The 21,009-nt window shown below is 69.6% G+C and carries 17 protein-coding genes; 12 read left to right on the forward strand and 5 right to left on the reverse strand.

Annotated elements, in window-relative coordinates:
- Positions 1-36 precede the first annotated feature (36 nt).
- The 11 genes from G4G29_RS02865 (at position 37) to G4G29_RS02925 (ending at position 12,444) form a co-directional block, all read left to right on the forward strand.
- Positions 37-966, forward strand: a complete 930-nt coding sequence (locus tag G4G29_RS02865; protein WP_183151790.1) for a M15 family metallopeptidase — start codon at positions 37-39, stop codon at positions 964-966.
- A gap of 152 nt (positions 967-1,118) precedes the next feature.
- Positions 1,119-2,282, forward strand: coding sequence for an acyl-CoA dehydrogenase family protein (locus tag G4G29_RS02870; protein ID WP_183151791.1), 1,164 nt, complete (start codon positions 1,119-1,121; stop codon positions 2,280-2,282).
- 74 nt (positions 2,283-2,356) lie between these two features.
- Complete coding sequence (locus tag G4G29_RS02875) at positions 2,357-2,686, forward strand: type II toxin-antitoxin system PemK/MazF family toxin (protein WP_244632349.1); 330 nt, start codon at positions 2,357-2,359, stop codon at positions 2,684-2,686.
- A 210-nt stretch (positions 2,687-2,896) separates the two neighbouring features.
- Complete coding sequence (locus tag G4G29_RS21145; protein WP_244632350.1) at positions 2,897-3,766, forward strand: UTRA domain-containing protein; 870 nt, start codon at positions 2,897-2,899, stop codon at positions 3,764-3,766.
- Between the two features lie 38 nt (positions 3,767-3,804).
- Complete coding sequence (locus tag G4G29_RS02890; protein ID WP_183151794.1) at positions 3,805-4,824, forward strand: NAD(P)-dependent oxidoreductase; 1,020 nt, start codon at positions 3,805-3,807, stop codon at positions 4,822-4,824.
- Positions 4,825-5,319: 495 nt separating this feature from the next.
- Positions 5,320-7,326, forward strand: a complete 2,007-nt coding sequence (lsrF, locus tag G4G29_RS02900) for a 3-hydroxy-5-phosphonooxypentane-2,4-dione thiolase (RefSeq protein WP_183151795.1) — start codon at positions 5,320-5,322, stop codon at positions 7,324-7,326.
- A complete protein-coding gene (locus G4G29_RS02905) occupies positions 7,323-7,691 on the forward strand; it encodes a cupin domain-containing protein (protein WP_183151796.1) in 369 nt (122 codons plus the stop codon). Before lsrF ends, G4G29_RS02905 begins: the two co-directional genes overlap by 4 nt.
- A 44-nt stretch (positions 7,692-7,735) precedes the next feature.
- Positions 7,736-9,061, forward strand: a complete 1,326-nt coding sequence (locus G4G29_RS02910) for a sugar ABC transporter substrate-binding protein (protein WP_183151797.1) — start codon at positions 7,736-7,738, stop codon at positions 9,059-9,061.
- A gap of 27 nt (positions 9,062-9,088) precedes the next feature.
- Complete coding sequence (locus tag G4G29_RS02915; RefSeq protein WP_183151798.1) at positions 9,089-9,994, forward strand: sugar ABC transporter permease; 906 nt, start codon at positions 9,089-9,091, stop codon at positions 9,992-9,994.
- Between the two features lie 2 nt (positions 9,995-9,996).
- The gene (locus tag G4G29_RS02920; protein WP_183151799.1) at positions 9,997-10,938 is read left to right on the forward strand and encodes a carbohydrate ABC transporter permease; all 942 of its coding nucleotides are present in this window, start codon (positions 9,997-9,999) and stop codon (positions 10,936-10,938) included.
- A 177-nt stretch (positions 10,939-11,115) separates the two neighbouring features.
- Positions 11,116-12,444, forward strand: coding sequence for an HNH endonuclease signature motif containing protein (locus tag G4G29_RS02925; RefSeq protein WP_244632351.1), 1,329 nt, complete (start codon positions 11,116-11,118; stop codon positions 12,442-12,444).
- A gap of 191 nt (positions 12,445-12,635) precedes the next feature.
- Here G4G29_RS02925 and G4G29_RS02930 read toward each other — a convergent pair whose 3' ends face one another.
- From G4G29_RS02930 to G4G29_RS02950, 5 genes are all read right to left on the reverse strand, one after another.
- Positions 12,636-13,238, reverse strand: coding sequence for an ECF transporter S component (locus tag G4G29_RS02930; protein WP_183151800.1), 603 nt, complete (start codon positions 13,236-13,238; stop codon positions 12,636-12,638).
- Positions 13,235-14,110 carry a siderophore-interacting protein gene (locus tag G4G29_RS02935; RefSeq protein ID WP_183151801.1) on the reverse strand — a complete coding sequence of 292 codons (876 nt, stop codon included), beginning with the start codon at positions 14,108-14,110 and terminating at the stop codon, positions 13,235-13,237. The genes G4G29_RS02930 and G4G29_RS02935 overlap by 4 nt, the downstream gene beginning before the upstream one ends.
- 10 nt (positions 14,111-14,120) lie before the next feature.
- Entirely contained in the window at positions 14,121-14,906 is a 786-nt protein-coding gene (locus tag G4G29_RS02940; protein WP_183152742.1) for an energy-coupling factor transporter transmembrane component T, read from the reverse strand.
- A gap of 68 nt (positions 14,907-14,974) precedes the next feature.
- The gene (locus G4G29_RS02945) at positions 14,975-16,753 is read right to left on the reverse strand and encodes an ABC transporter ATP-binding protein (RefSeq protein WP_183151802.1); all 1,779 of its coding nucleotides are present in this window, start codon (positions 16,751-16,753) and stop codon (positions 14,975-14,977) included.
- Positions 16,754-16,850: 97 nt separating this feature from the next.
- Positions 16,851-17,396, reverse strand: a complete 546-nt coding sequence (locus G4G29_RS02950) for an ECF transporter S component (RefSeq protein ID WP_183151803.1) — start codon at positions 17,394-17,396, stop codon at positions 16,851-16,853.
- Between the two features lie 168 nt (positions 17,397-17,564).
- Between G4G29_RS02950 and G4G29_RS02955 the strand changes: the two genes are divergently transcribed.
- Positions 17,565-20,804 (forward strand): S8 family peptidase, encoded by a 3,240-nt coding sequence (locus G4G29_RS02955; protein WP_210274231.1) that lies wholly within the window; start codon positions 17,565-17,567, stop codon positions 20,802-20,804.
- Positions 20,805-21,009 lie beyond the last annotated feature (205 nt).

The following is a 21,009-nucleotide window of genomic DNA, read 5'->3' on the forward strand; positions in this document are numbered from 1 at the left end:
ACTCTCAGAGATATCTTCGAATGCGAAGATGGACCAATGCCCCTTTCGCCGCACGCACAGCATGCGGCTCCGCGCTCCCCGCTCCGTGGACCCGCCCTGCCGCTCGGTGTCGCTCTGACCGCGATCGGGATCCTGTTCTCCCTGGGCTCCGCTCCCATCGCCTCGTCGGACGCGGAGCCCATGCCGGAGCCGGTCGTGGTGATGCAGGTTCCGACCGTGCAGGTGGGGGCGACGACCGCAGCCGATCCCTGCGCCGACACCGCCGTGCAGCAGGCTCTCTCGAACGGTGACGATGCCGCGGCGATCGCGGGTTTCGGAGGTGGGGCGGCCTTCCGTGAGGCGGTGGTCGCCGGCAATGCTCCGTGCGTCTCGCTCAGCGATCCTGCACGCCTCTGGGTCGTGGTCAACAAGAGCCGCCCGCTGGACCCGCCGGAGTACGAACCCGCCGACCTCGACGCCGTTCCGCTGCAGATGACCACGCTGTCCGGTCGCGTGCGCTCCGACGTCGCGGCCGCCGTCGGGCGGATGGCCGATGCGGCGTCGGCCGCAGGCGTCGGGCGGCTCGGCGCGAACAACGGCTACCGCTCCTATGGGCTGCAGGTGACGACCTACGCCGCGCACGTCCGCTCGCAGGGGCAGCAGGATGCGGATGCCGGTTCCGCGCGGCCGGGGCACAGCGAGCACCAGACCGGGCTGGCCCTCGACGTCGTCGCCTGCGGGTCGGGCTGCGGCGGACTCGACGGTTTCGGCGGGACCGCGCAGAGCGACTGGGTCGCCGCACACGCGTGGGAGTACGGGTTCATCGTCCGCTACGAGCAGGTCGGCACGCCCGTCACGGGCTACGCGCCGGAGCCGTGGCACCTCCGCTACGTCGGCGTCGACCTCGCCACGGCCTATCACGACGGCGGATATCACACGCTCGAGGAGTTCTTCGGGCTCCCCGCCGCCCCCGATTACGCCCACTGAATCGGGCGCGGACCTCCTGGTTGCGGCATCCGACAACCGCGGTACCGAGTGTCACCGTTTATGGGATGCATTCTCACAACGTCCTGTCCCGGCCGCTTCCTGACACGTAGAATCACCGGAGCAACGATGCATGAGACGTTCAGGAGGACGGCATGGAACGCGACATCTACGAAGAGGATCACGAGGCTTTCCGCGACCTCGTCAAGGATTTCGTCAAGCGCCACGTGACGAACGAGGCGATCGAGAAGTGGGACGCCGCCGGTGAGATCGACCGGGCGACCATGCTGGCAGCCGGCGAGGCAGGTCTGATCGGACTGTCGGTCCCCGAGGAGTTCGGCGGGGCCGGGATGCTGCAGGACTACCGCTTCCGCACGATCGTCATGGAGGAGGTCATCGCCTCCGGCGCCGGTTCGCTCGCGGGTGCCTTCGGCATCCAGGACGACCTGGCCGTGCCCTACCTCGTGCACATGGGAACGCAGGAGCAGAAGGAGAAGTGGCTGCCCCGCATGGCCACGGGCGAGGTGCTCGGCGCGCTCGCGATGACCGACCCCGGTGCGGGCTCGGATCTGCGCGGCATCAAGACCAACGCCAAGAAGGTCGACGGCGGTTACATCCTCAACGGCGCGAAGACGTTCATCTCCTCCGGCACGACGGCCGACGTCGTTGTGACCTTCGTCAAGACCGGCGAGGGCAACCGTCCTGACGCATTCAGCCTGCTGCTCGTCGAGAAGGGCATGGAGGGCTTCGACCAGGGCAAGAAGCTCAGCAAGATGGGCTTCCACGGCTGGGACACGGCCGAGCTCAGCTTCACCGACGTGTTCATCCCCGACGAGAACCTGATCAGCGGCAAAGAGGGTCAGGGCTTCATCCAGCTGATGCTGAACCTGCCGCTCGAGCGTCTCTCCATCGGCGTCGCCGCTGCGGCCGCCGCGCAGGCCGCTCTCGACTGGACCGTCGCCTACACGAAGGACCGCGAGGCGTTCGGCGAGCGCATCGCCGACTTCCAGAACACCCGCTTCCGCCTCGCCGACATGTCGGCGACCACCGATGCGATGTGGGCGTACATCGACCGCGCGCTGCTCGCCTACAAGAACAGCACGCTCACCGCCGAGGACGCCGCGAAGGTGAAGTTCTGGGCGACCGAGCGCGAGTGGGAGGTGCTCGACATGGGTGTGCAGCTGCACGGCGGCTACGGCTACATCATGGAGTACCCGATCGCCCGCGCGTTCACCGACGCCCGAGTGCACCGCATCTACGGGGGCACGAACGAGATCATGCGCGACCTCGTCGGACGGCAGATCGCCGGCAAGCGCTGACGCGACCGCATCGAAGAGGCCCCGGATGTCGCATCGGGGCCTCTTCGCGTCTCCGCCGCGGTTCGGTGGCACCGGTGGTGCCACCGTTCGACCCCGCGGTCGGCTCCGAGGTGCGCAAGACACGACCGGCCGTGCTGGTGAGCAACAACACGGCGAATGCGGTCGCAGCACGGCGATCGCAGGCGACCGTGACCGTCGTGCCCGTCACGTCGAACGTCCAGCGCGTGCTGCCATTCCAGGTGCTGCTCCCGGCTGCCGCAACCGGGATCGACCGTGACTCCAAGGCTCAGGCCGAGCAGGTGCGCACGATCTCGGTCGCGCGGATCGTCCGGCCGGTCGGATGGGTCCCGGCCGAACTGATGGCCGCGATCGACGAGGCGCTGCGACTGCATCTGTCGCTCTGAGGTGCCGTCACGCCGCCACTTGTATCGGACGTCGTGGCCTCCGCGCCGTCCGCGAGAGCATGAGGTTCGCGCCCTCGTGGGGAATAGCACCGTGAAACCCCTGTTCACACGACGATTCATCGACCCCGGCAGCGATCGTCGAGACTTTCGTGACTTGTCTCTTCAGGGGATACATGTCCTGCACGATGATCGATACATGTCGGATACGAGATGTCCGACCAGGGGAACGACGGAGTCCCCACACCCGCTCATCGAAGAGGCCGGAATGTCCACTCTCACCATGCCGCTGCTCGACCGCACGTCGACAGCACCGATCTGGTTCCAGATCATGCGCGCCATCGAGGCCGAGATCGCCCAGGGCACCTGGGCTCCCGGCGACCGGTTGCCGAGCGAGAGCGAGCTGCGCGCGCACTTCTCGGCGTCGCGCACCTCGATCCGCGACGCGCTGTCTCGTCTCGAGAGCGCCGGGATCATCTCGCGCCAACAGGGCAAGGGCGCCTTCGTCGAACGCGCACAGGGGCCTTCGGCGTGGACGCTCCCCTCCGCGCCCAGCCTTCTCGGCGAATACAGCGAAGACGGCCGCAGCGCCCTGAGCTCCGAGATCCTCCGCGCCGGCATCGAGCCGCTCCCGTCGTGGGCGGCCGCGGTCGTCGGACGCGAATCACCCGACGGCACGGGTTTCGTGCTGGAGCGCGTGCGCGCCGTCGGCTCCCGCACCGCCGTGCACGTCATCAACTACCTGCCGTCGCGCTTCGCCGGGGTGCTCCCGACCTCCGCGATCCGCGGGCGAGCCTCTACGCCGCGATCCGGAACGTCGCGGGAGTCCGCATCGCCCGCATGCACCGCACGATCGAGGCGGTCGCCGCCGACCGCGTGCTCGCCGCGTTGCTCGAGGTCGAGCCCGGGCATCCGATCGTCGTCGTCGAAGCCGTCGCCTACGACCAGGCCGGCCAGCCCATCGACTTCTCGCGCGCGTCAGTGCGCACCGACCGCCTGCGCGTCAGCGTCGACACCGGGTTCGACGCCGCCGGCATCTCGACCGAGACCGCCTCCGGCCGCTACCCGACCGCGCTGCGCTGACCCGCCTTCCACTCACCGACTCTCTGGGAGCCCTGCACATGACCGACCACCGCATCCTCGTCATCGGCGACAGCTACATGAACGCCGAGATCTTCGTCCGCGCGTTCGCCCAGCGCGGGATCGCGGCCGACGCGGCCACGATGACGATCACGACGCCGACGTGGGACACCTCCTCGATCCGGGAGTACGAGGGCGACCCCGCGGAGGTCGCCCTGGTCGCTCGGGGGTACGACGTCATCGCGTTCCATGCGGCGCCGGTGACCGCCGACGTGCTCGCCGCCCTGCCCGATCTGCGACTGGTCGGATGCGCCCGCGGCGGCCCGGTGAACGTCGACCTCGACGCCGCACATGAGCGCGGCGTGCGGGTCACGACCACGCCGGGCAAGAACGCCGACGCGGTCGCCGACCTGACCATCGGCTTCCTGATCTCCCTGATCCGCAACGTGCCCGCCTCCCTCCGAGACGTCGACGAGCGGGTCGCGGACGGTCGCCCGCTGGCCGAGTCGACCTTCGAAGGCGCGCGGTGGTTCGGCCGCGAGGTCAAGGGTCTCCGGCTCGGTCTCATCGGCTACGGCAACGTCGCCCGACTGGTCGCCGCTCGTGCGCGCGCGCTCGGAGCCATGATCACCGTCTACGACCCGTTCGTCGACCCGGCGTCCGTGCCCGACGCCACCATCGTCTCCGATCTCGACGCGCTGCTCGCCGCCAGCGACGTCGTCAGCGTCCACGCACGCGCGACCGCAGAGAACCGGCACATGATCGGTGCCGAGCAGATCGCGCGCATGCCGGAGGGAGCGTTCCTCATCAACACGGCGCGGGAATCGCTCGTCGACGAGCAGGCCCTCCTCGACGCGCTGCGCAGCGGCAGGCTCGCGGGGGTCGCACTCGACGTGAACGAGCCGGACGGACCGTGGCGCGAGCTGGTCGCCGAACCGAACCTCATCCTCACGCCCCACCTCGCCGGGGCGACCGAAGAGACCCTCGTCCGCGGTGCCGACATGCTCGCCGCCGAGGTCGAGAGCTTCCTGGCAGACGGGAGCCTCCGATGGGAGCGATGACCGAGGTCTTCCTCGCGATCGACGCCGGCACCGGATCGGCGCGCGCACTCGCCTTCGACATCGAAGGGCGGCTCGTGACCCAGGCCGCACGCGAGTGGACGCACGATGCGGTCGCCGGTCACCCCGGTGGCACGGTCTTCGACACCGAGGGCGGATGGCGTGCCATCGCGGCCGCCGTCGCCGAGGTGGTCGCGCGGCTCGGTGATCGACGGGTGGCAGCCGTCGCGGCGTCGAGCATGCGCGAGGGCTTCGTCCTGTACGACGCCGAAGGGCACGAGCTCTGGGCCTGCCCGAACACCGACGGACGAGCCCGCGCGGAAGCCGACGAACTGGTCGCCGAAGGGGTCGCCGACGAGGTGTACCGCACGGCGGGGGACTGGGTGTCGATCACGGCACCGGCCCGGTTGCGGTGGATCGCGCGTCATGAGCCCGGCCTCCTCGCACGCGCCCGCCATCTCGGGATGCTCAGCGACTGGGTCACGACGCGGCTCACGGGTGTCTTCGTCACGGAGCCGACCAGCGGGTCGAGCTCGGCGCTGTTCGACCTCAGGGCACGCGACTGGTCGGACGACCTGGCGAGGCTCGTGGGCGTCGACCGGAGCATCCTCCCCGGTCGTCGAATGCGGAGAGGTCGTCGGGGCGGTCACGCCCGCTGCCGCCGCCGCGACCGGGCTGCCCGTCGGAACCCCGGTCGTCACCGGAGGAGCCGACACGCAGCTCGCCCTGCACGGCATCGCCGCGAGAGAAGGCGTGCCGACGATCGTGGCAGGCACCTTCTGGCAGACGACGGCCGTGACCTCGGAGCCGCTCATCGACCCGGAGCGGCGGCTGCGCACGCTGTGCCACGTCGACCGCGGCAGCTGGATGGTCGAGGGCATCGGGTTCCTGTCGGGACTCGCGATGCGCTGGTTCCGCGACGCGATGTGCCCGGATGCCGCCGCCCTGGGCCGTGCGACCGGGAGGTCGGCGTTCGCCGTGATGGAGGAGTGGGCGGCCGAGGTGCCCGTCGGCGCGAACGGCGTCGTCGCCACCATGGCGAACGTCATGCAGGCCGACGCGTGGCATCACGCCGCGCCGGCCTTCGTGGGCTTCGACATCAACGATGCCGCACGCTCTTCGCGGGGAGCATTCGTCCGCGCGATCGAGGAGTCGGCCGCCATCGTGGCGAGTGCGCACCTCGACATCCTCGCCGCGCTCACGGAGGGACGAGCGGTCTCCGAAGGGACAGTGACCTTCACCGGCGGTTCGAGTGCCGGCGCGCTCTGGCCGCGCGTGATCGCCGGCGTCACCGGCCTCGACACGCGCGTGACCCCGGCGCCGGAGGCGACCTCCTACGGCGCCGCCCGACTGGCGGCGCGCGGCGTGGGCGCCGCCCTGCCCCCGATGGGCGATCCCGACCGGGTCGAGCGCGTCGACCGGAACGAGCACGAGCAGTACCGGGCGGTGACCGAGCGCTGGCACCGCGTGTATCGCGACGTGCTCTCGATCTCCGGACCCGACCTGCCCCCGCTCTTCACGCCCCCGGCGCCGCTCGCGGCCCCCACGACCATTCCCCCACCCGGCTCACGCCCGTCGGCCATGGCCGCTGACATACACCAGAAGGAAGAGAACATGGCAGATCTCGAAGGCAACATCTCCGCGAAGAAGTTCCGCGCCGACACCCCGGCCGTCCGCTTCTCGCAGAACATCCGGGGAGCCGCGAACCTCGATTGGGGCATGCAGAACCGCCTCTCGCGCATCCTCGACCCCCAGACCGGTCGGACCGTCATGCTGGCCTTCGACCACGGCTACTTCCAGGGGCCGACATCCGGCCTCGAGCGCATCGACCTGAACATCGCGCCGCTCGCCGAGTACGCCGACGCCCTCATGTGCACCCGTGGCGCGCTGCGCACCTCGGTGCCGCCGGCGACCAGGGCCGGCCTCGTCCTGCGGGCATCGGGCGGGCCCTCGATCCTCAAGGACCTCTCCGACGAGTACACGGCGATGGCGATGGAGGATGCCGTGCGCATCAACGCCGACGCCGTGGCCGTGCAGGTCTTCGTCGGGGGCGAGCACGAGAGCCGCAGCATCCGCAACCTCACGACCCTCGTCGACGAGGGGTACGCCGCCGGCGTCCCGGTGCTCGGGGTGACCGCGGTGGGCAAAGAGCTCGTGCGCGATGCCCGCTACCTCGGCCTCGCGACCCGCATGATCGCGGAGCTCGGCGCCCAGCTGGTCAAGACCTACTACTGCGACGAGGGCTTCGAAGACGTCGTCGCCGGCTGCCCGGTTCCGGTGATCATGGCCGGCGGCAAGAAGCTCCCCGAGCAGGAGGCACTCACCATGGCCTCCAACGCGGTGCGCGCGGGAGCCGCCGGTGTCGACATGGGGCGCAACATCTTCCAGAGCGCCGACCCCGCCGCCATGATGCGCGCCGTGCGTGCGGTCGTGCACGACGACGTCGACCCGGCTGACGCGTACGAACTGTTCCGCGACGCCACCGAGACGCGGGTGCTCGCATGAGTTCCGAGGTGCTGCGCGCGGCGGATGCCGAACTCCGGTTCGGCGACTGGGGTCCCGGCTACCTGGCGCAGGGTGAGGATGCCGCGTTCGGCGTCGTGGTGCTGCGCCCCGGCGACGAGTTCGCCAACCACCTCCACGAGCACCACACCGAGTCGTTCGTCGTCTTGGAAGGACGCGCCGAGATCTGGCTCGACCGCGACACGCGTCGCGTCGTCTCGGCCGGCGACGTGCTGCGCGCCGAACCGCACGAGGAGCACTTCGTGCGCAACCCGTTCGACGCGACGTTCCGCGCCGTCTTCGTCAAGACGCCCTGGGTCGACGGCGACAAGGTCGATCGACCATGGACGCCGGGCGCCCCCGCATAGACCGAACCACCACCCCACCCGAAGAACATCGAAAGGACAGCACCATGAGTGTGCAACGACGCTCCTCATCCCCCGCGCGCTTCGCGCGCCGCACCCTGCCCGTCATCGCCCTGGCATCCACGGTGGGTCTCGTGCTCGCCGGATGTGCCGGCGATGCCGGCGGCTCCTCCGGCGACGGCGGTGACAAGACCCTCAAGGTCCTCATCGCCGCCCCCCAGGAGGGCGCCGGCGAGATCCTCGAAGCCGACTTCGAAGCCGAGACCGGTGTCGAGATCGAGGTCGAGGTCGTGCCGTACGACCAGATCCAGACCAAGGCGATCCTGGATGCGCAGTCCGGCACCAACAACTACGACGTGATCCAGTACTGGTACACCTCGGTCGGCGCGCTCGCCGACGCGGGGGCGCTCGCCGACATCACCGACTGGGTGGAGTCCGACGAAGACATCGACTCGTCCGACTTCATCGAGGCGATCTTCGGCCCGTACACCCAGTACGAGGGAGCGACCTACGGGTTGCCGATCGACGGCGACACGCACGTCCTCTTCTACAACAAGGCGATCTTCGAGCGGAACGGCGTCGAGGTGCCGACCACGTGGGACGAGTACGTCGACGTGTCGAAGAAGATCACCGACGCCGAGAAGGCGGACGGCGTGTACGGCAACGCGCTCCTCGGCTCGAAGAGCGCGTTCAACATCGGCTCGACCTTCTTCAACCGGCTGGCCACGATGTCGCCCGATCCGATCGACCCGCAGATGCCGCAGCTCGACACGGAGTACGCGGTCGCGGCTGCGCAGTCGATGCTCGACGCCGCACCGTCGGCGCTGCCGAGTCCGCTGGAGATCGGCTTCGAGCAGGCGCTCCCGCAGTTCCTCTCCGGCTCCGTCGGCATGATCGAGTTCTGGACGGACCTCGGCGTCTTCGCCCAGGACCCCGCGCAGTCGAAGATCGTCGACGGCTGGGGTGTGGCCCCACTCCCGGTGGGTCCTGAGGGCAAGGTCTCCGGAGCGCTGAACGCCGGATGGGCGATGGGCATCAGCCCCAACGCGAGCGACGAGGACCTCGCGAAGCAGTTCGTGGCGTTCGCCTCCTCGAAGGAGACCAACGAGAAGCTCATCACCACGACCGGTTCCGGCGTCGATCCGACCCGCACCTCGACGCTCGAGAGCCCGGAGTACATCGAGTTCGCCCCCGAGGTGTCGGCCGTCGCCGCCCAGGTGCTGCCGAATGCGCAGTCCTGGCCGACCTCGCCGCAGGCGCCGGAGATGATCCAGTCGCTGAGCGACAACCTCGCGCTCATGCTGCAGGGCAGCCTCAGCGCCGAACAGGCGATGCAGCAGACCTGGGACTCCTGGCAGTCCCTGGCCGGCTGACCCGCGTCGAACCCGAAAGGACCGCTCATGTCGCAGCACGTCGCCACCCGGCGCGTCGCCCGACGCGCGTCGTGGACAGGCCGAGCCCTGCTCGCGCCCGCCGTCATCGCGATCGTCATCATCGCGATCTATCCGCTCGCGTACATCATCGCCGCCTCCTTCTCGGAGTCGTCGCTGGGGCGGCCCTTCTCCGAATGGGTCGGGTTCGACAACTTCGCGGCCATGCTGGGGGACGGGATCACCCTCCCGTCCCTCGGCAGGTCGCTCCTGTTCGCCATCCCGTCGGCACTCATCGCGCTGGTCGCCGGGCTCGCCGTCGCCCTCTCGCTCGATGCGGCGGTCAAGGGCGGGCGCATCATCCGGGTGCTGCTCCTGCTGCCGCTGATGACCCCGCCGGTCATGGCGGGCGTCATCTGGAAGCTCATGCTGGCCCCGACCGGGGGTCTGCTCAACAACATCGGTCAGTCGTTCGCGCCGGGATCCGAGCCGTTCCTCTTCCTCGGATCGAGTCCTGCCGCGATGATCTCGGTCATCGTGGTGGACGCGTGGCAGTGGACCCCGTTCTGCGTCCTGCTCGTGTTCGCGGCGCTGCAGACGCTCCCGACCGAGGTGTACGAGGCCTCGCAGGTCGACGGCGCCGGTGTCTGGCAGACGTTCTGGCGGATCACGTTCCCGCTGGTGATGCCGAGCCTGATCACGGTGCTGCTGCTGAAGCTCGTCGTCTCGTTCAAGGTGTTCGACCTCGTCTTCATCATGACCAGCGGAGGACCGGGCTTCGACACCACGGTCAGCAGCTACGAGATCTACCGCACCGGCCTGCAGACCTTCGACGTGGGGGCCGCGGCCGCGCAGACTATCGCCTTCCTCGTGCTGGTCACCATCGTCATCCTGCCGCTCAACGCCGTGCGGCAACGTCTGCACAAGGAGGGCTGATCATGTCGCTCACGCTCCGCGCATCCGATCATCGCACCGAGGAGAGGGCGACCGAGACCCTCGTCGTGCCTGCCGCGCGTCGTCGGCGCCGCTCCAAGGTCCGCACGTCCAGCACCTCGCGCCCTGGGCGTCCGTCCGCGGTCGTGACCGCCGTGAAATGGGTCGTGATCGTCGTCGCGATCACGCTCGCCCTGCTGCCCGTGCTGTACATGGTCGGGATGTCGTTCAAGAGCCCCGACGACATCCTGTCGACGAGGATCCTCCCCTCGCGTCTCGCCTTCGAGAACTGGGTGGCCGCGTTCGACAACTGGCCGATCCTCACCTATCTCCGCAACTCGTTCGGAGCCGCCATCGTGGCCGTGCTCGTCGCGCTGCTGGTGTCGATCCCCGCAAACTACGCCATGGCTCGACTCCGTGCCGGCGGCAAGCAGATCCTCGGGTTGATCGTCTCGGCCTATGTCGCGCCGCCGGTCGTGGCGATCATCCCGCTGTTCGTGCTGGTCAGATCGGCGGGTCTCATGGACTCGGTGATGGGGCTCGGGATCGTCGAGGGACTGCTGCTCACTCCGGTGGCCGTCTGGCTGCTGGACGGCTTCTTCCGCGCGATCCCGTTCGAGGTCGATGAGGCGGCTCAGATCGACGGATGCGGACCGCTGCGCACGCTCTGGTCGGTGATCCTGCCGCTCACAGCGCCCGGCATCGTCGCCGTCTCGATCATCGTCTTCATCCTCGCGTACAACGACTTCCTGATCCCGTTGCTGCTGACGCAGAGCATCGACTCGCAGACGCTCCCGGTGGGCATCGCCCTCATGCAGGGCGGTCGCGAGGTCATGTTCGGGCAGATGGCCGCCGCAAGCCTCTCGGGACTGATCCCGATCTACCTGCTGGCGCTCTTCCTCCAGAGGTGGTTGGTGGGTGGGCTGACGCAGGGGAGCGTGAAGTAGGGGTCGCCGAGAGCGCGCGGAGGTCTCATCTACCCGTTCGGGAGCGGTGGATATATTCGAATCTCGACGCTTTGTGGAGGATGGGTGGCCGCGGGCCCGCGGCATCATCTCGCGGAATTCTGGCATCCATTAGTACAGAAATTCGAATGTAACATGTCATCTCGGTAGAGTGAGAGCATGTCCACACTGACCGGGTTGCACGAGGCGATGGCTCATCTCGACGCGGCGTGGGCAGATGCTGCGGGCGCGGGCGATCTGTCCCGCCCGCAGTTGATCGAGGTCGGCGCGGCGCTCGGGGTGCTGCAGCGGCGGCTGGATGCGGTGCATACCGATGTGGCCGCGGGGATCTCGCGGGAGTCGCGTCCGGAACTGGGGGCGGACAGCCTGGCGAAGCAGCAGGGCTTCCGGTCCCCGGCGAGACTGATCGCCGCGACGACGGGGGTCTCGACCGGGGATGCGGTGCGGTTGGTGAAGGTGGGGGAGGCGACCGCCCCACGCACCGACCTGCGGGGAGAGCGGCTGCCCGCGAGGTATCCGGTCGTGCGCGACGCGTTGACCTCCGGTGTGTTGAGCGCCCAGGTCGCGAGTGTGGTCATCGCCGTGCTGGATCGGTGTCGGGTGGTCGCGGGGGCCGTCAGGGTGGCCGAGGCGGAGCGGATGCTGGTCGAGAAAGCGCGGGGGCTGGCGCTCGATGAGGTGCGCAGGCTCGCGGTGCGGGCTGAGGCATGGCTCGACCCCGACGGCGTCGAGCCGAAAGAGGAGGAGCGGCGCGCGAAGCGGTCGTTGACGGTGTTCGAGCGAGACGGGATGGTGCATCTGAACGCCGTCCTCGATGTCGAGACCGCGGCTCCCGTGGTGACCGCGATCCGCGGGTACGTGACCGCCGTGTTCGCCGCACGGCAGGATGCGCCCGACAGTGCGGCCCCGGATGCCGATCGGCGCACGGTGCCGATGATCCAGGTCGACGCGCTCTCCGTGTTCTGCGCCCATGTGCTCGACTGCGACCGGAAGGTCCCGCTCGCCGGGGCGACCGTCGTGGTGCGGATGAGCCTCGAAGACCTCGAGTCCGGGTCGGGGTCGGCAGCCCTCGACGGTCTGGACCATCCGGTCAGTATCGGAGCCGCGCGGCGGATGGCCGCGGGTGGGGGAGTCATCCCGTGCGTGTTGGACGGGGCGAGCGAGATCCTCGACTGGGGCCGGGAGAGACGACTGTTCACCCGCGCGCAACGCCTCGCACTGGTCGAGCGGGATGGCGGGTGCGCGATGTGCGGGTTGCCGCCGGAGATGACGAAGGCGCATCACATCCGGTGGTGGAAGCGCGACCGCGGGCCGACCGACCTGTCGAACGGCGTGCTGCTGTGCGAGACCTGTCACCATCGCATCCACGACAACGGATGGCAGATCCGCATCGAAGGGCCGCGGGTGTGGTTCATTCCCCCGGGCTACGTCGATCCCGCGCGACGACCACGGCTCGGCGGACGCGCACGCTTCGACATCGCGGCCTGACCGCATGGCCACATCGCGGCCTGACCGCATGGCCGTCTGACCGCAAGGCCGTCTGGCCGTGCGGCGGCCTGACCGCACGGCTGTCTGACCGCAAGGCTGCAGAACTGCGCCGCCGTCGAACCTCGCCGCAGAGCCTCGATGGAGAACCTCGCTGGAGACAGGACTGACCCGTCGTCTGACGGTCGCGGGACTCAGCGGCGGCCGACGCCTGCCTTACGGAGCCGGTCGGCGATGAGGATGCCGAGTGCGGTGGCGCCGACGCAGCTGGCCAGAGTGATCGCGAAGAACAGCACCTGGATGCCGAGCGGAAAGGAACCGAGATCGAAAGAAGCCCAGGCGAGAGCCGGATAGACGACACCGACGATCACCGCCCCCGCGTAGTGCAGCCAGGTGCCCCAGTACCGCCACAGCACGAAGAGGAACGGCAGCTCGGTGAAGGCCGCCCACCACAGATTCGTCGCGACGCTGCCGAAGCCATAGCCCGAGAACGGCACGATCACCAATCCCGCCAGCAGGCCGACGAGAAGTCCGACCAGCGGCCGACGCAGCAGGCGGAGGGCGATGACCGAGGGCAGCAGCCAGAGGCCGGCGAGCCCGACGCTGACGAAGGGAAGACCGGGGAACAGGACCGTCGACAGCCAGTTCGCCGGCGCGAGCAGCAGACCGCCGGCAACGCCGAGGGCAGCGCAGGTGAGCAGGATCGCGGTGGGAAAGCGGAATCGTCCGCCCCGCCTGCGACGGGGAACCGCCCCGTCCGCGCGAGCGGCTTCGCCCGCTGCGTCCGCCCCGCTCATGCGAGCGGCTCCGCGGCAGCCTCGCGAGCGGTCTTCGACGCGGGGGAGGCCGCGCCGATCTTCCAGTACCCGCAGAAGCTGACCGCGTTCTTGTCCACACCACGCACGCCGACCAGATGCTTTCGGACGCCCGACGCGAGAGCCTGCTCTCCCGCCGCATACGCGTGGAACGGCGCATCCGGCAGTGCCGTGCGTTCCAGCGTCTCGAGGGCCTGCGCTCCGGGAGCAGCGTCATGAGGCCGTACGATCCACACGAGCTCGACCCCCGAGGGGCGTGCGAAGTCCAGCGCATCCGCCTCGCTCGGCACCTCGATGATCGCCGTGCCGGCGGCCTCGTCCGGCAGCGAAGCGCAGATCGATGCGATCGCCGGCAACGCGGTCTCATCGCCGACCAGGACGACCCGATCGGTGCCGCGCTGCGGGTTGAAGGTGAGGCCCTCGTCGATGATCAGCACGTGCTCTCCCGGCTGACACGTCTCCGCCCAGCGCGACGCGGGGCCGGCGGTCCCGTCGGCGGCCGATCCGTGCAGCACGAAGTCCACATCGATCTCGGCACCGGCCTGCATCGTCGCGGCGCGATACGCGCGGACACTGTAGTTGCGCATCACCGGGCGCTCCCCGTCGGGGATGCGGAGGAACTTCAGGTACCCGAACATCTTGTTGGCCTTCGCCGGCACCCGGTCGAGTCCCGCATCGCCGCCGATCGGCAGGAACAGCCGGAACCACTGATCGAAGCCCATCGGCCGGAACTTCTCGATCTCGCCGCCGCCGAGCGTCACGCGGATCCAGTGCGGAGAGAGACGCTCCGTGCGCAGCACGGTGAGGTGGATGAGTTCGCTGGAGTCGGGCTTGACCATCTTGCTGAACGCCATAGTGCGCCTTTCAGGGAAGCTGCCAGGGGAAGAATGCGATGAAGATGGCGGCGGAGGCCAGCAGCATCGCGACGGTGAACAGGATGTCGCGCGTGCGGAACGGCACGAGGTGCCGCTCGGTGCGCGTGGGATGCGCGCCGAACGCCCGCGAGTCCATGGCCAGGGCCACCCGCTCGGCATGCCGGATCGCCCCCGCCAGGAGAGGGACGATGTAGCCCCAACCGCGGGCGATGCGCGCGAACGGACCGCGTCCCCCGTGGTATCCCCGCACGCGGTGTGCGGCCCGGATCACGGCGAGCTCGTGGCCGAAGCGCGGCACGAAGCGGAAGGCCGCGAGAGCCGTGTAGCCGATCCGGTACGGCACCCGCAGCTGCTGGACGCTCGCCCGCACGAGGTCGGGCCCACTGGTCGTGAGTCCGCCGACGAGCGCGAGGGCGACGATGGAGCCGAGACGCAGAGCCGTCGCGAAGCCGATCAGCAGGGCGCCGCTGTGCAGCGTCCAGTCGCCGATCCGCACGAGCGTCGGAGTGTCCGCGACGAGTGCGGTATCGACCCACAACGAGAAGCCGACGCCCACCAGCAGCATGCCCGCCGGAACGCCGAGCAGCAGAAGGGCGAGGAGGCGACCGGTCAGGCGTGCGCCGATCAGGATCAGGGCATACGCGAGGACGAGGAACGCCGCGGGGGTCGCGAGGTCGCGCACGAAGACGAGCAGCAGCATCGCCGGAGCGAAGCCGGCCACCTTGGCGAGCGGATTGAGCGCATAGAGGAACTGCCGAGGCGATGTGGCCGTCATCCGCGCATACGGGTCGAAGGCGCGAGGTGCGCCGTGAGTGGTGTGTCCGCCGCCTGCGGCATCCGCGCTCACGAGGTCACCCCGAGACCGGCCGAAGCGAGCACCCGCTGCAGGGCGGGCATGCGGAGCCCCGCGTCGGTGAACACCTTCTCATCCTGGAACACGTCGGCGGTGCGCCCGGTCGCCCGCAGGCGTCCGTCGGCGAGCACCACGACATGCGTGGTGTGCTCGGCGACGAGCTGGAGGTCGTGCGTCACGATCACGATCGTCGTCCCCTCGGCGCGCAAGGACTGCAGCAGGTCGAGCAGCTCCGACGCTCTGGCACGGTCCTGTCCGAATGTGGGTTCGTCCAGGGCGAGCACACGCGGTCGGGTGATCAACGCGGTCCCCACCGACAGGCGCCGCTTCTCGCCGCCCGACAGCAGGAACGGATGCACGTCACGCTTGTGTGCGAGGCCGAATCGGGCGAGCATCTCGTCGACCCTGGCGGCGATCTCGGCATCCGGCACCTGCCGCAGCCGCAGCCCGTGGGCCAGCTCGTCGAACACCGTGTGCGCGAGGAACTGGTGCTCAGGGTTCTGGAACACGAACCCGATGCGCTCGGCGAGCTCGCGGGGCGAGGCCGTGCCTGGGTCGATCCCGTCCACCGACACCTGCCCGCGGGGAGGCGGGACCACCCCGGCGAGCGCCTGGATCAGGGTGGTCTTGCCGGCCCCGTTCGCGCCGACGATGGCGGTGAGGCTCCCGGGGGCGAACTCGAGGTCGATCCCCTGCAGGATCTCGGTGCGCCGCCGCCGCACGGTCAGGCCGCGGGTCCGGATGATCGGGGCGTCTCCGCGGTCTGCCTCGTCTGCGCGGTCTGCGCCGTCTCCGCGGTCTGCCTCGATGCCGCGGTCTGTCTCGACGCCGCGGTCTGCGCCGGGTGTCGGTGGGACGGTCGTCGACCCCGCGTCGCCCTCCGTCAGCGGTCGTGCACCGTGCCCACCGGCGTCGCGCGAAGCGAGCGCGACGGCCAGCTCGGTCGGCGTCACCGGCAGCGGATCGAGGGCGAGGCCCCTCTCGCCGAGGCGGAGCGCCGCCAGTGTGGCGCCGGGGAGCCACACGCCCATGGCCACCAGCTCAGCGGCATGTCGGCGGATGACGTCGGCGGCGGGGCCGTCGAACGCGACCCGGCCCTCGTGGTCGAGCACGATCGTTCGGGTCACGAAATCCATCGCGGCGTCGAGGTTGTGCTCGACGAGGAGGATCGCGCGATCGCCGGCGGCGACCACATCGGCCAACGCCGCATACACGTCGTCGATGCCCTGCGGGTCGAGGTTGGCGGTCGGCTCATCGAGCACGATCAGCGGGGACCCCATCGCGAGAGCGCACGCGATCGCGAGTCGTTGCCGCCCGCCGCCGGACAGGTGATCAGGGTTCTCTCCGCGGCGATCCCAGAGTCCGACCCGACGCAGCGCCTCCTCGACGCGCCCGCGCACGACGTCGAGAGGAAGCAGCAGGTTCTCCGGCCCGAAGGCCACCTCGTCGTACACGCTGCCCGTGACGATCTGGGCATCCGGATCCTGGAAGACCATCGCGACCCTGGTGCTCAGCGCGGCCGTCGTCGCGGTCGCCGTGTCGACGCCCCCGGCATGCACGGTACCGACCATGCTCGCCGACAGGGCGTGCGGGATCAGCCCGTTGAGCGCCAGGGTCAGCGTCGACTTTCCGGATCCGGAGGGCCCGAGCAGCAGCACGACCTCGCCCGCGTGGATGTCGAAAGTGACGTCGCCCGGTGAGGGGTGCGGCGCATCGGCGTGGGTGAGTGAGAGCTCACGCACGCGGAGCAGGGGCGCGGATGGGCGCACGGCGGAGTCCCGGGTCGGCGGATCGAACCCTTCTAACTTAGCTGAGCCTTACCTGATTTGCCATCGAGTCCGACGGCCCTCGCAGCTCGGAGAGGCGTCAGCGCCGCGCGACTCCGGCCGTGCGCAGCGCGGAGCCGATCGCGAGTCCCACGGCCGTCCACGCCACCGGCCCGAGGACGGAGATCGCGAGATAGAGGATCTGCGCCCACAGCGGCATCACCGCGAGGTGCGCGGCGAAGAACACGACCACCGCGACGATCACGCCGATGATCCCCGCCGAGAGGAAGAAACGCCATGGTCCCCAGGCGCGATAGCGGGTGAGGGCGGCGACCCCTTCTTGGATCAGACCGAACAGCAGGGCGGTGCCGATGAAGCGCAGGGCCCATGCCGGGTTGAAGGCGCTCGCGATCAGCGCGGCGAAGACGTGCGTGATCAGGGCCACGAGCGGGAGCCGCAGCACCTCCTGCGCGATGATCCCCGGCAGCACGTGCGAGCCGAGCACGAGACCGTAGAGGAACAGCAGCGGGCTCGCCAGCAGGACGGGTGTCACCCATCCGGCGATGCCCGCGAGGATGCCGGTGGCCACTCCGATCGCCGCGCAGACGAGCAGTACTCGAGTCGACAGGACGGGGGTGCGGGCCACCTCTCCAGCTTACTGTCGACCTATCGGGAGGGCGGCCGTGGAAAACCCTGGCCGATCGGCGAGGGCGGGTTGACCGATCGGCCACATCTCGTATCGATCGCCGAGTGCAGGACTATGTTGAGCCGCGGTGCGGCATCGAGGCCGTACCCCGATCATCGGGAGCACCACATGGGTCGAACACCCCTCCGGATGGCAGCAGCCACCACCCTGGCGACGCTGTTCATCGCATCGACGGCAACCACCGGTTACGCGGCGACCGAGGAGGTGACGCACCCCGTCCCGGTCGCCGGCACCCCCGGTCACTACATCGTGGTCATGATGGCCGACCCGCTCGCCAGCTATGAGGGCGACGTCAAGGGTCTGAAGGCGACGAAGCCCGCCGAGGGCGAGCAGCTCGAGACGCAGTCGCAGGACGCGCAGCGCTATGTCGAGCACCTCCAGGCCGAGCAGACCGACCTCGTCGGCGATCTGGGCGTCACGCCAGACACGACGTACCAGGTCGTGCTGAACGGGTTCAGCGCCGACCTCAGCGGCGAGCAGGTCGATGCGCTCCGGGCGTCCAAGGATGTCTTCGGCGTGTACCCCGACGAGATCCGTCACCCCGATGCGCAGACCTCGACCGACTTCCTCGGACTCGGCGACGACCGCAAGGGCAAGGGCGGTGTCTGGCAGCAGACCGGCGGCGTGGAGAAAGCCGGTGAAGGTGTCGTCGTGGGAGTGATCGACACCGGCATCGCGCCGGAGCACCCGTCGTTCGAGGGCAAGAAGATCAAGAAGCAGAAGAAGCAGCAGAGCCGCCACAAGGGGAACCAGCCCTACACCGACGGCACCCACGTGTACTTCGACAAGTCGGACGGCGGTCAGTTCCAGGCCGCGATGGTCGAGGGCCAGGACTGGGATCACAGCGACTACTCCTCCAAGCTCATCGGCGGACAGTACTTCTTCGCCGGGGCGGAGGCCGCGGGCTTCGACTTCCAGTACGACTACCTGTCTCCGCGTGACGGCGACGGACACGGCTCGCACACCGCCAGCACGGCGGCCGGGAACTTCAAGGTGAAGGCCGAGGTCGAGGGTGTGGACTTCGGCACGATCTCCGGCGTCGCGCCCGGCGCCAAGGTCGCCGCGTACAAGGCGTGCTACGTGGGCCCCGACGTCACCGTCACCGACGACGACATCTGCGCGCTGAGCGACCTCGTCGCCGCGATCGACCAGGCCGTCGCCGACGGTGTCGACGTGATCAACTACTCGATCGGCGGAGGAGCGGCCAGCACGGTCCTCGCTCCGGAGGACATCGCGTTCTTCAACGCGGCGGCCGCCGGTGTGTTCGTCGCCACGAGCGCGGGCAACGACGGCCCCGACCCGGTCACCGCCGACCACGCATCGCCCTGGTACACGACGGTCGCCGCATCCACCATCCCGACCTGGGAGGGCACGGTGCAGTTCGACGGGTTCGAGCAGGCCGGAGCGTCGGTGAGCGTGCCGTTCGGCGAGAGCGTCACCGGCCCGTCGATCTACGCCGGGGATGCCGCAGCCGCCGGGGCAGCCGCCACGGATGCGCAGCTCTGCCTGCCGGACACCCTCGACCCGGCGAAGGTCGCCGGACACATCGTGGTGTGCGATCGCGGGGGCAATGCCCGCGCCGAGAAGTCGCAGGTCGTGAAGGATGCCGGTGGCATCGGCATGGTCCTCGTGAACGTGCCCGGTGGGGCCGACTCGCTCGACAACGACTTCCACGCCGTGCCCACCGTGCACCTGAACGCGGTGCACCGCGCCGCCGTGCTCGCCTACGTGCAGGGTGGCGTCGACCGGCCGATCACCCTCGTGGGTGAGAACACCACGGGTGTCACGACCCCGACGCCGCAGATCGCGGGCTTCTCGAGCCGCGGACCGATGCTGGCCGACGGCAGCGATGTGCTCAAGCCGGATGTCGCCGCCCCCGGCGTCGCGATCCTCGCGGCGACGAACAACGCCCCCGGTGAGGATCCGACCTTCGGCATCCTGTCCGGCACGTCGATGGCTTCGCCGCACGTCGCGGGTCTCGGTGCGCTGTACCTCGGCGAGCACCCGAAGGCGACGCCGGCCGAGATCCGGTCGGCGATGATGACGACCGCCTACGACACGGTGCTGCCCGACGGATCGAAGAACACGAACCCGTTCGAGCAGGGCGCGGGGCAGGTCGACCCGAAGCGGTACCTGAACCCGGGTCTGCTGTACCTCAACGGGGTGAAGGACTGGGCGGCGTTCCTCGACGGGAAGGGGCTGTCGGACTTCCCCGGCATCGACCCCATCGACGGCAGCGATCTGAACCAGGCCTCGATCTCGATCGGCTCGCTCACCAGCGCGCAGACGGTGACCCGCACGGTCACCTCGACCGAGAAGGGGACATTCACCGCGAAGGCCTCCGTGCCGGGAGTGAACGTCAAGGTCACGCCGCAGCAGCTGAAGTTCGACCGGGCGGGTCAGACGAAGACCTTCACGGTCACGTTCGACAACGCCAGCGCGCCCGTGGAGCAGTGGGCCACCGGCTCGCTGACCTGGACGAGCGCGAAGAACTCGGTGCGCTCGCCGATCGCGCTGTTCCCGGTCACGGCCGATGCTCCGGCCGAGGTCACCGGCAGCGGTGCCGACGGCACTGCTCCCGTGGAGATCATCCCCGGGCTCACGGGCGACCTGGCGCTGACGCTCTCGGGCCTCACCCCGTTCCAGTTGCTCGCCGACCCGGACAACCCGGTCGACGGGCACTCGGGCGACGAGAGCTCGGGCGACGCGAACAAGGACGTGGCGTGGATCGTGGACGTGCCGGAGGGGACGACCCTCTCGCGGTTCGACCTCGATTCGTCGGACGACAAGGGCAGCGACCTCGACCTCACCGTGTACCGCGTGGTGAGCGCGGACGACCTGCAGTACTACCAGCGCTGGCAGTCGGCGACAGGTTCGGCCGACGAACAGGTCACGATCCCGGAGCCGACGGCGGGGACCTACCTCGTGGTGGCGAACATCTACTCGACGACGGGGCCGATGACGTGGGACATGACCTACGCCAACGTGCTGCCGGACGGCGAGGGTGAGCTCACCGCGACGCCGAACCCGATCGCCGCGGTGCGCGGACAGCGGACCTCGTACGAGCTCGGCTGGACAGGGCTCACCGCGGGGGCCCGCTACCTCGGGCTGGTGCAGTACGGCGACTCCGAGGTCCGTACCGTGTTGACGGTCGACGTGCCGGCAGCAGCGCCCGAGGCGAAGGCTCCGGAGACGGATGCCCCGTCGACGGATGCCCCGGAGACGGAAGCCCCGGAGACGGATGCCCCGGAGACGGACGCGCCGGAGACGGACGCCCCGCCGACGGATGCCCCGGAGACGGACGCCCCGCCGACGGGTACCCCGGCGCCTGAGGCTCCCCGAGGGTAGGTCCCCCACAGCGCAGCGCCCCGCGGTCTCCCTTCCGCGGGGCGCTGTGTGCGTGCCCGACTCGCATGCACGACAGGACACCTGCGCGTTCCGGGAACACCTGCACGACGAATTCGGCAGAAGAGGGGACGCGGCGGCCGTTCATCGCGCGATCCCTGCCGCTCGTCGCAGCATCCGGTCGGGGGCCGTGCCCGGTGGAGGTCGT

This window comes from Microbacterium sp. Se63.02b (assembly GCF_014171575.1).
Taxonomy (GTDB): Bacteria; Actinomycetota; Actinomycetes; order Actinomycetales; family Microbacteriaceae; genus Microbacterium.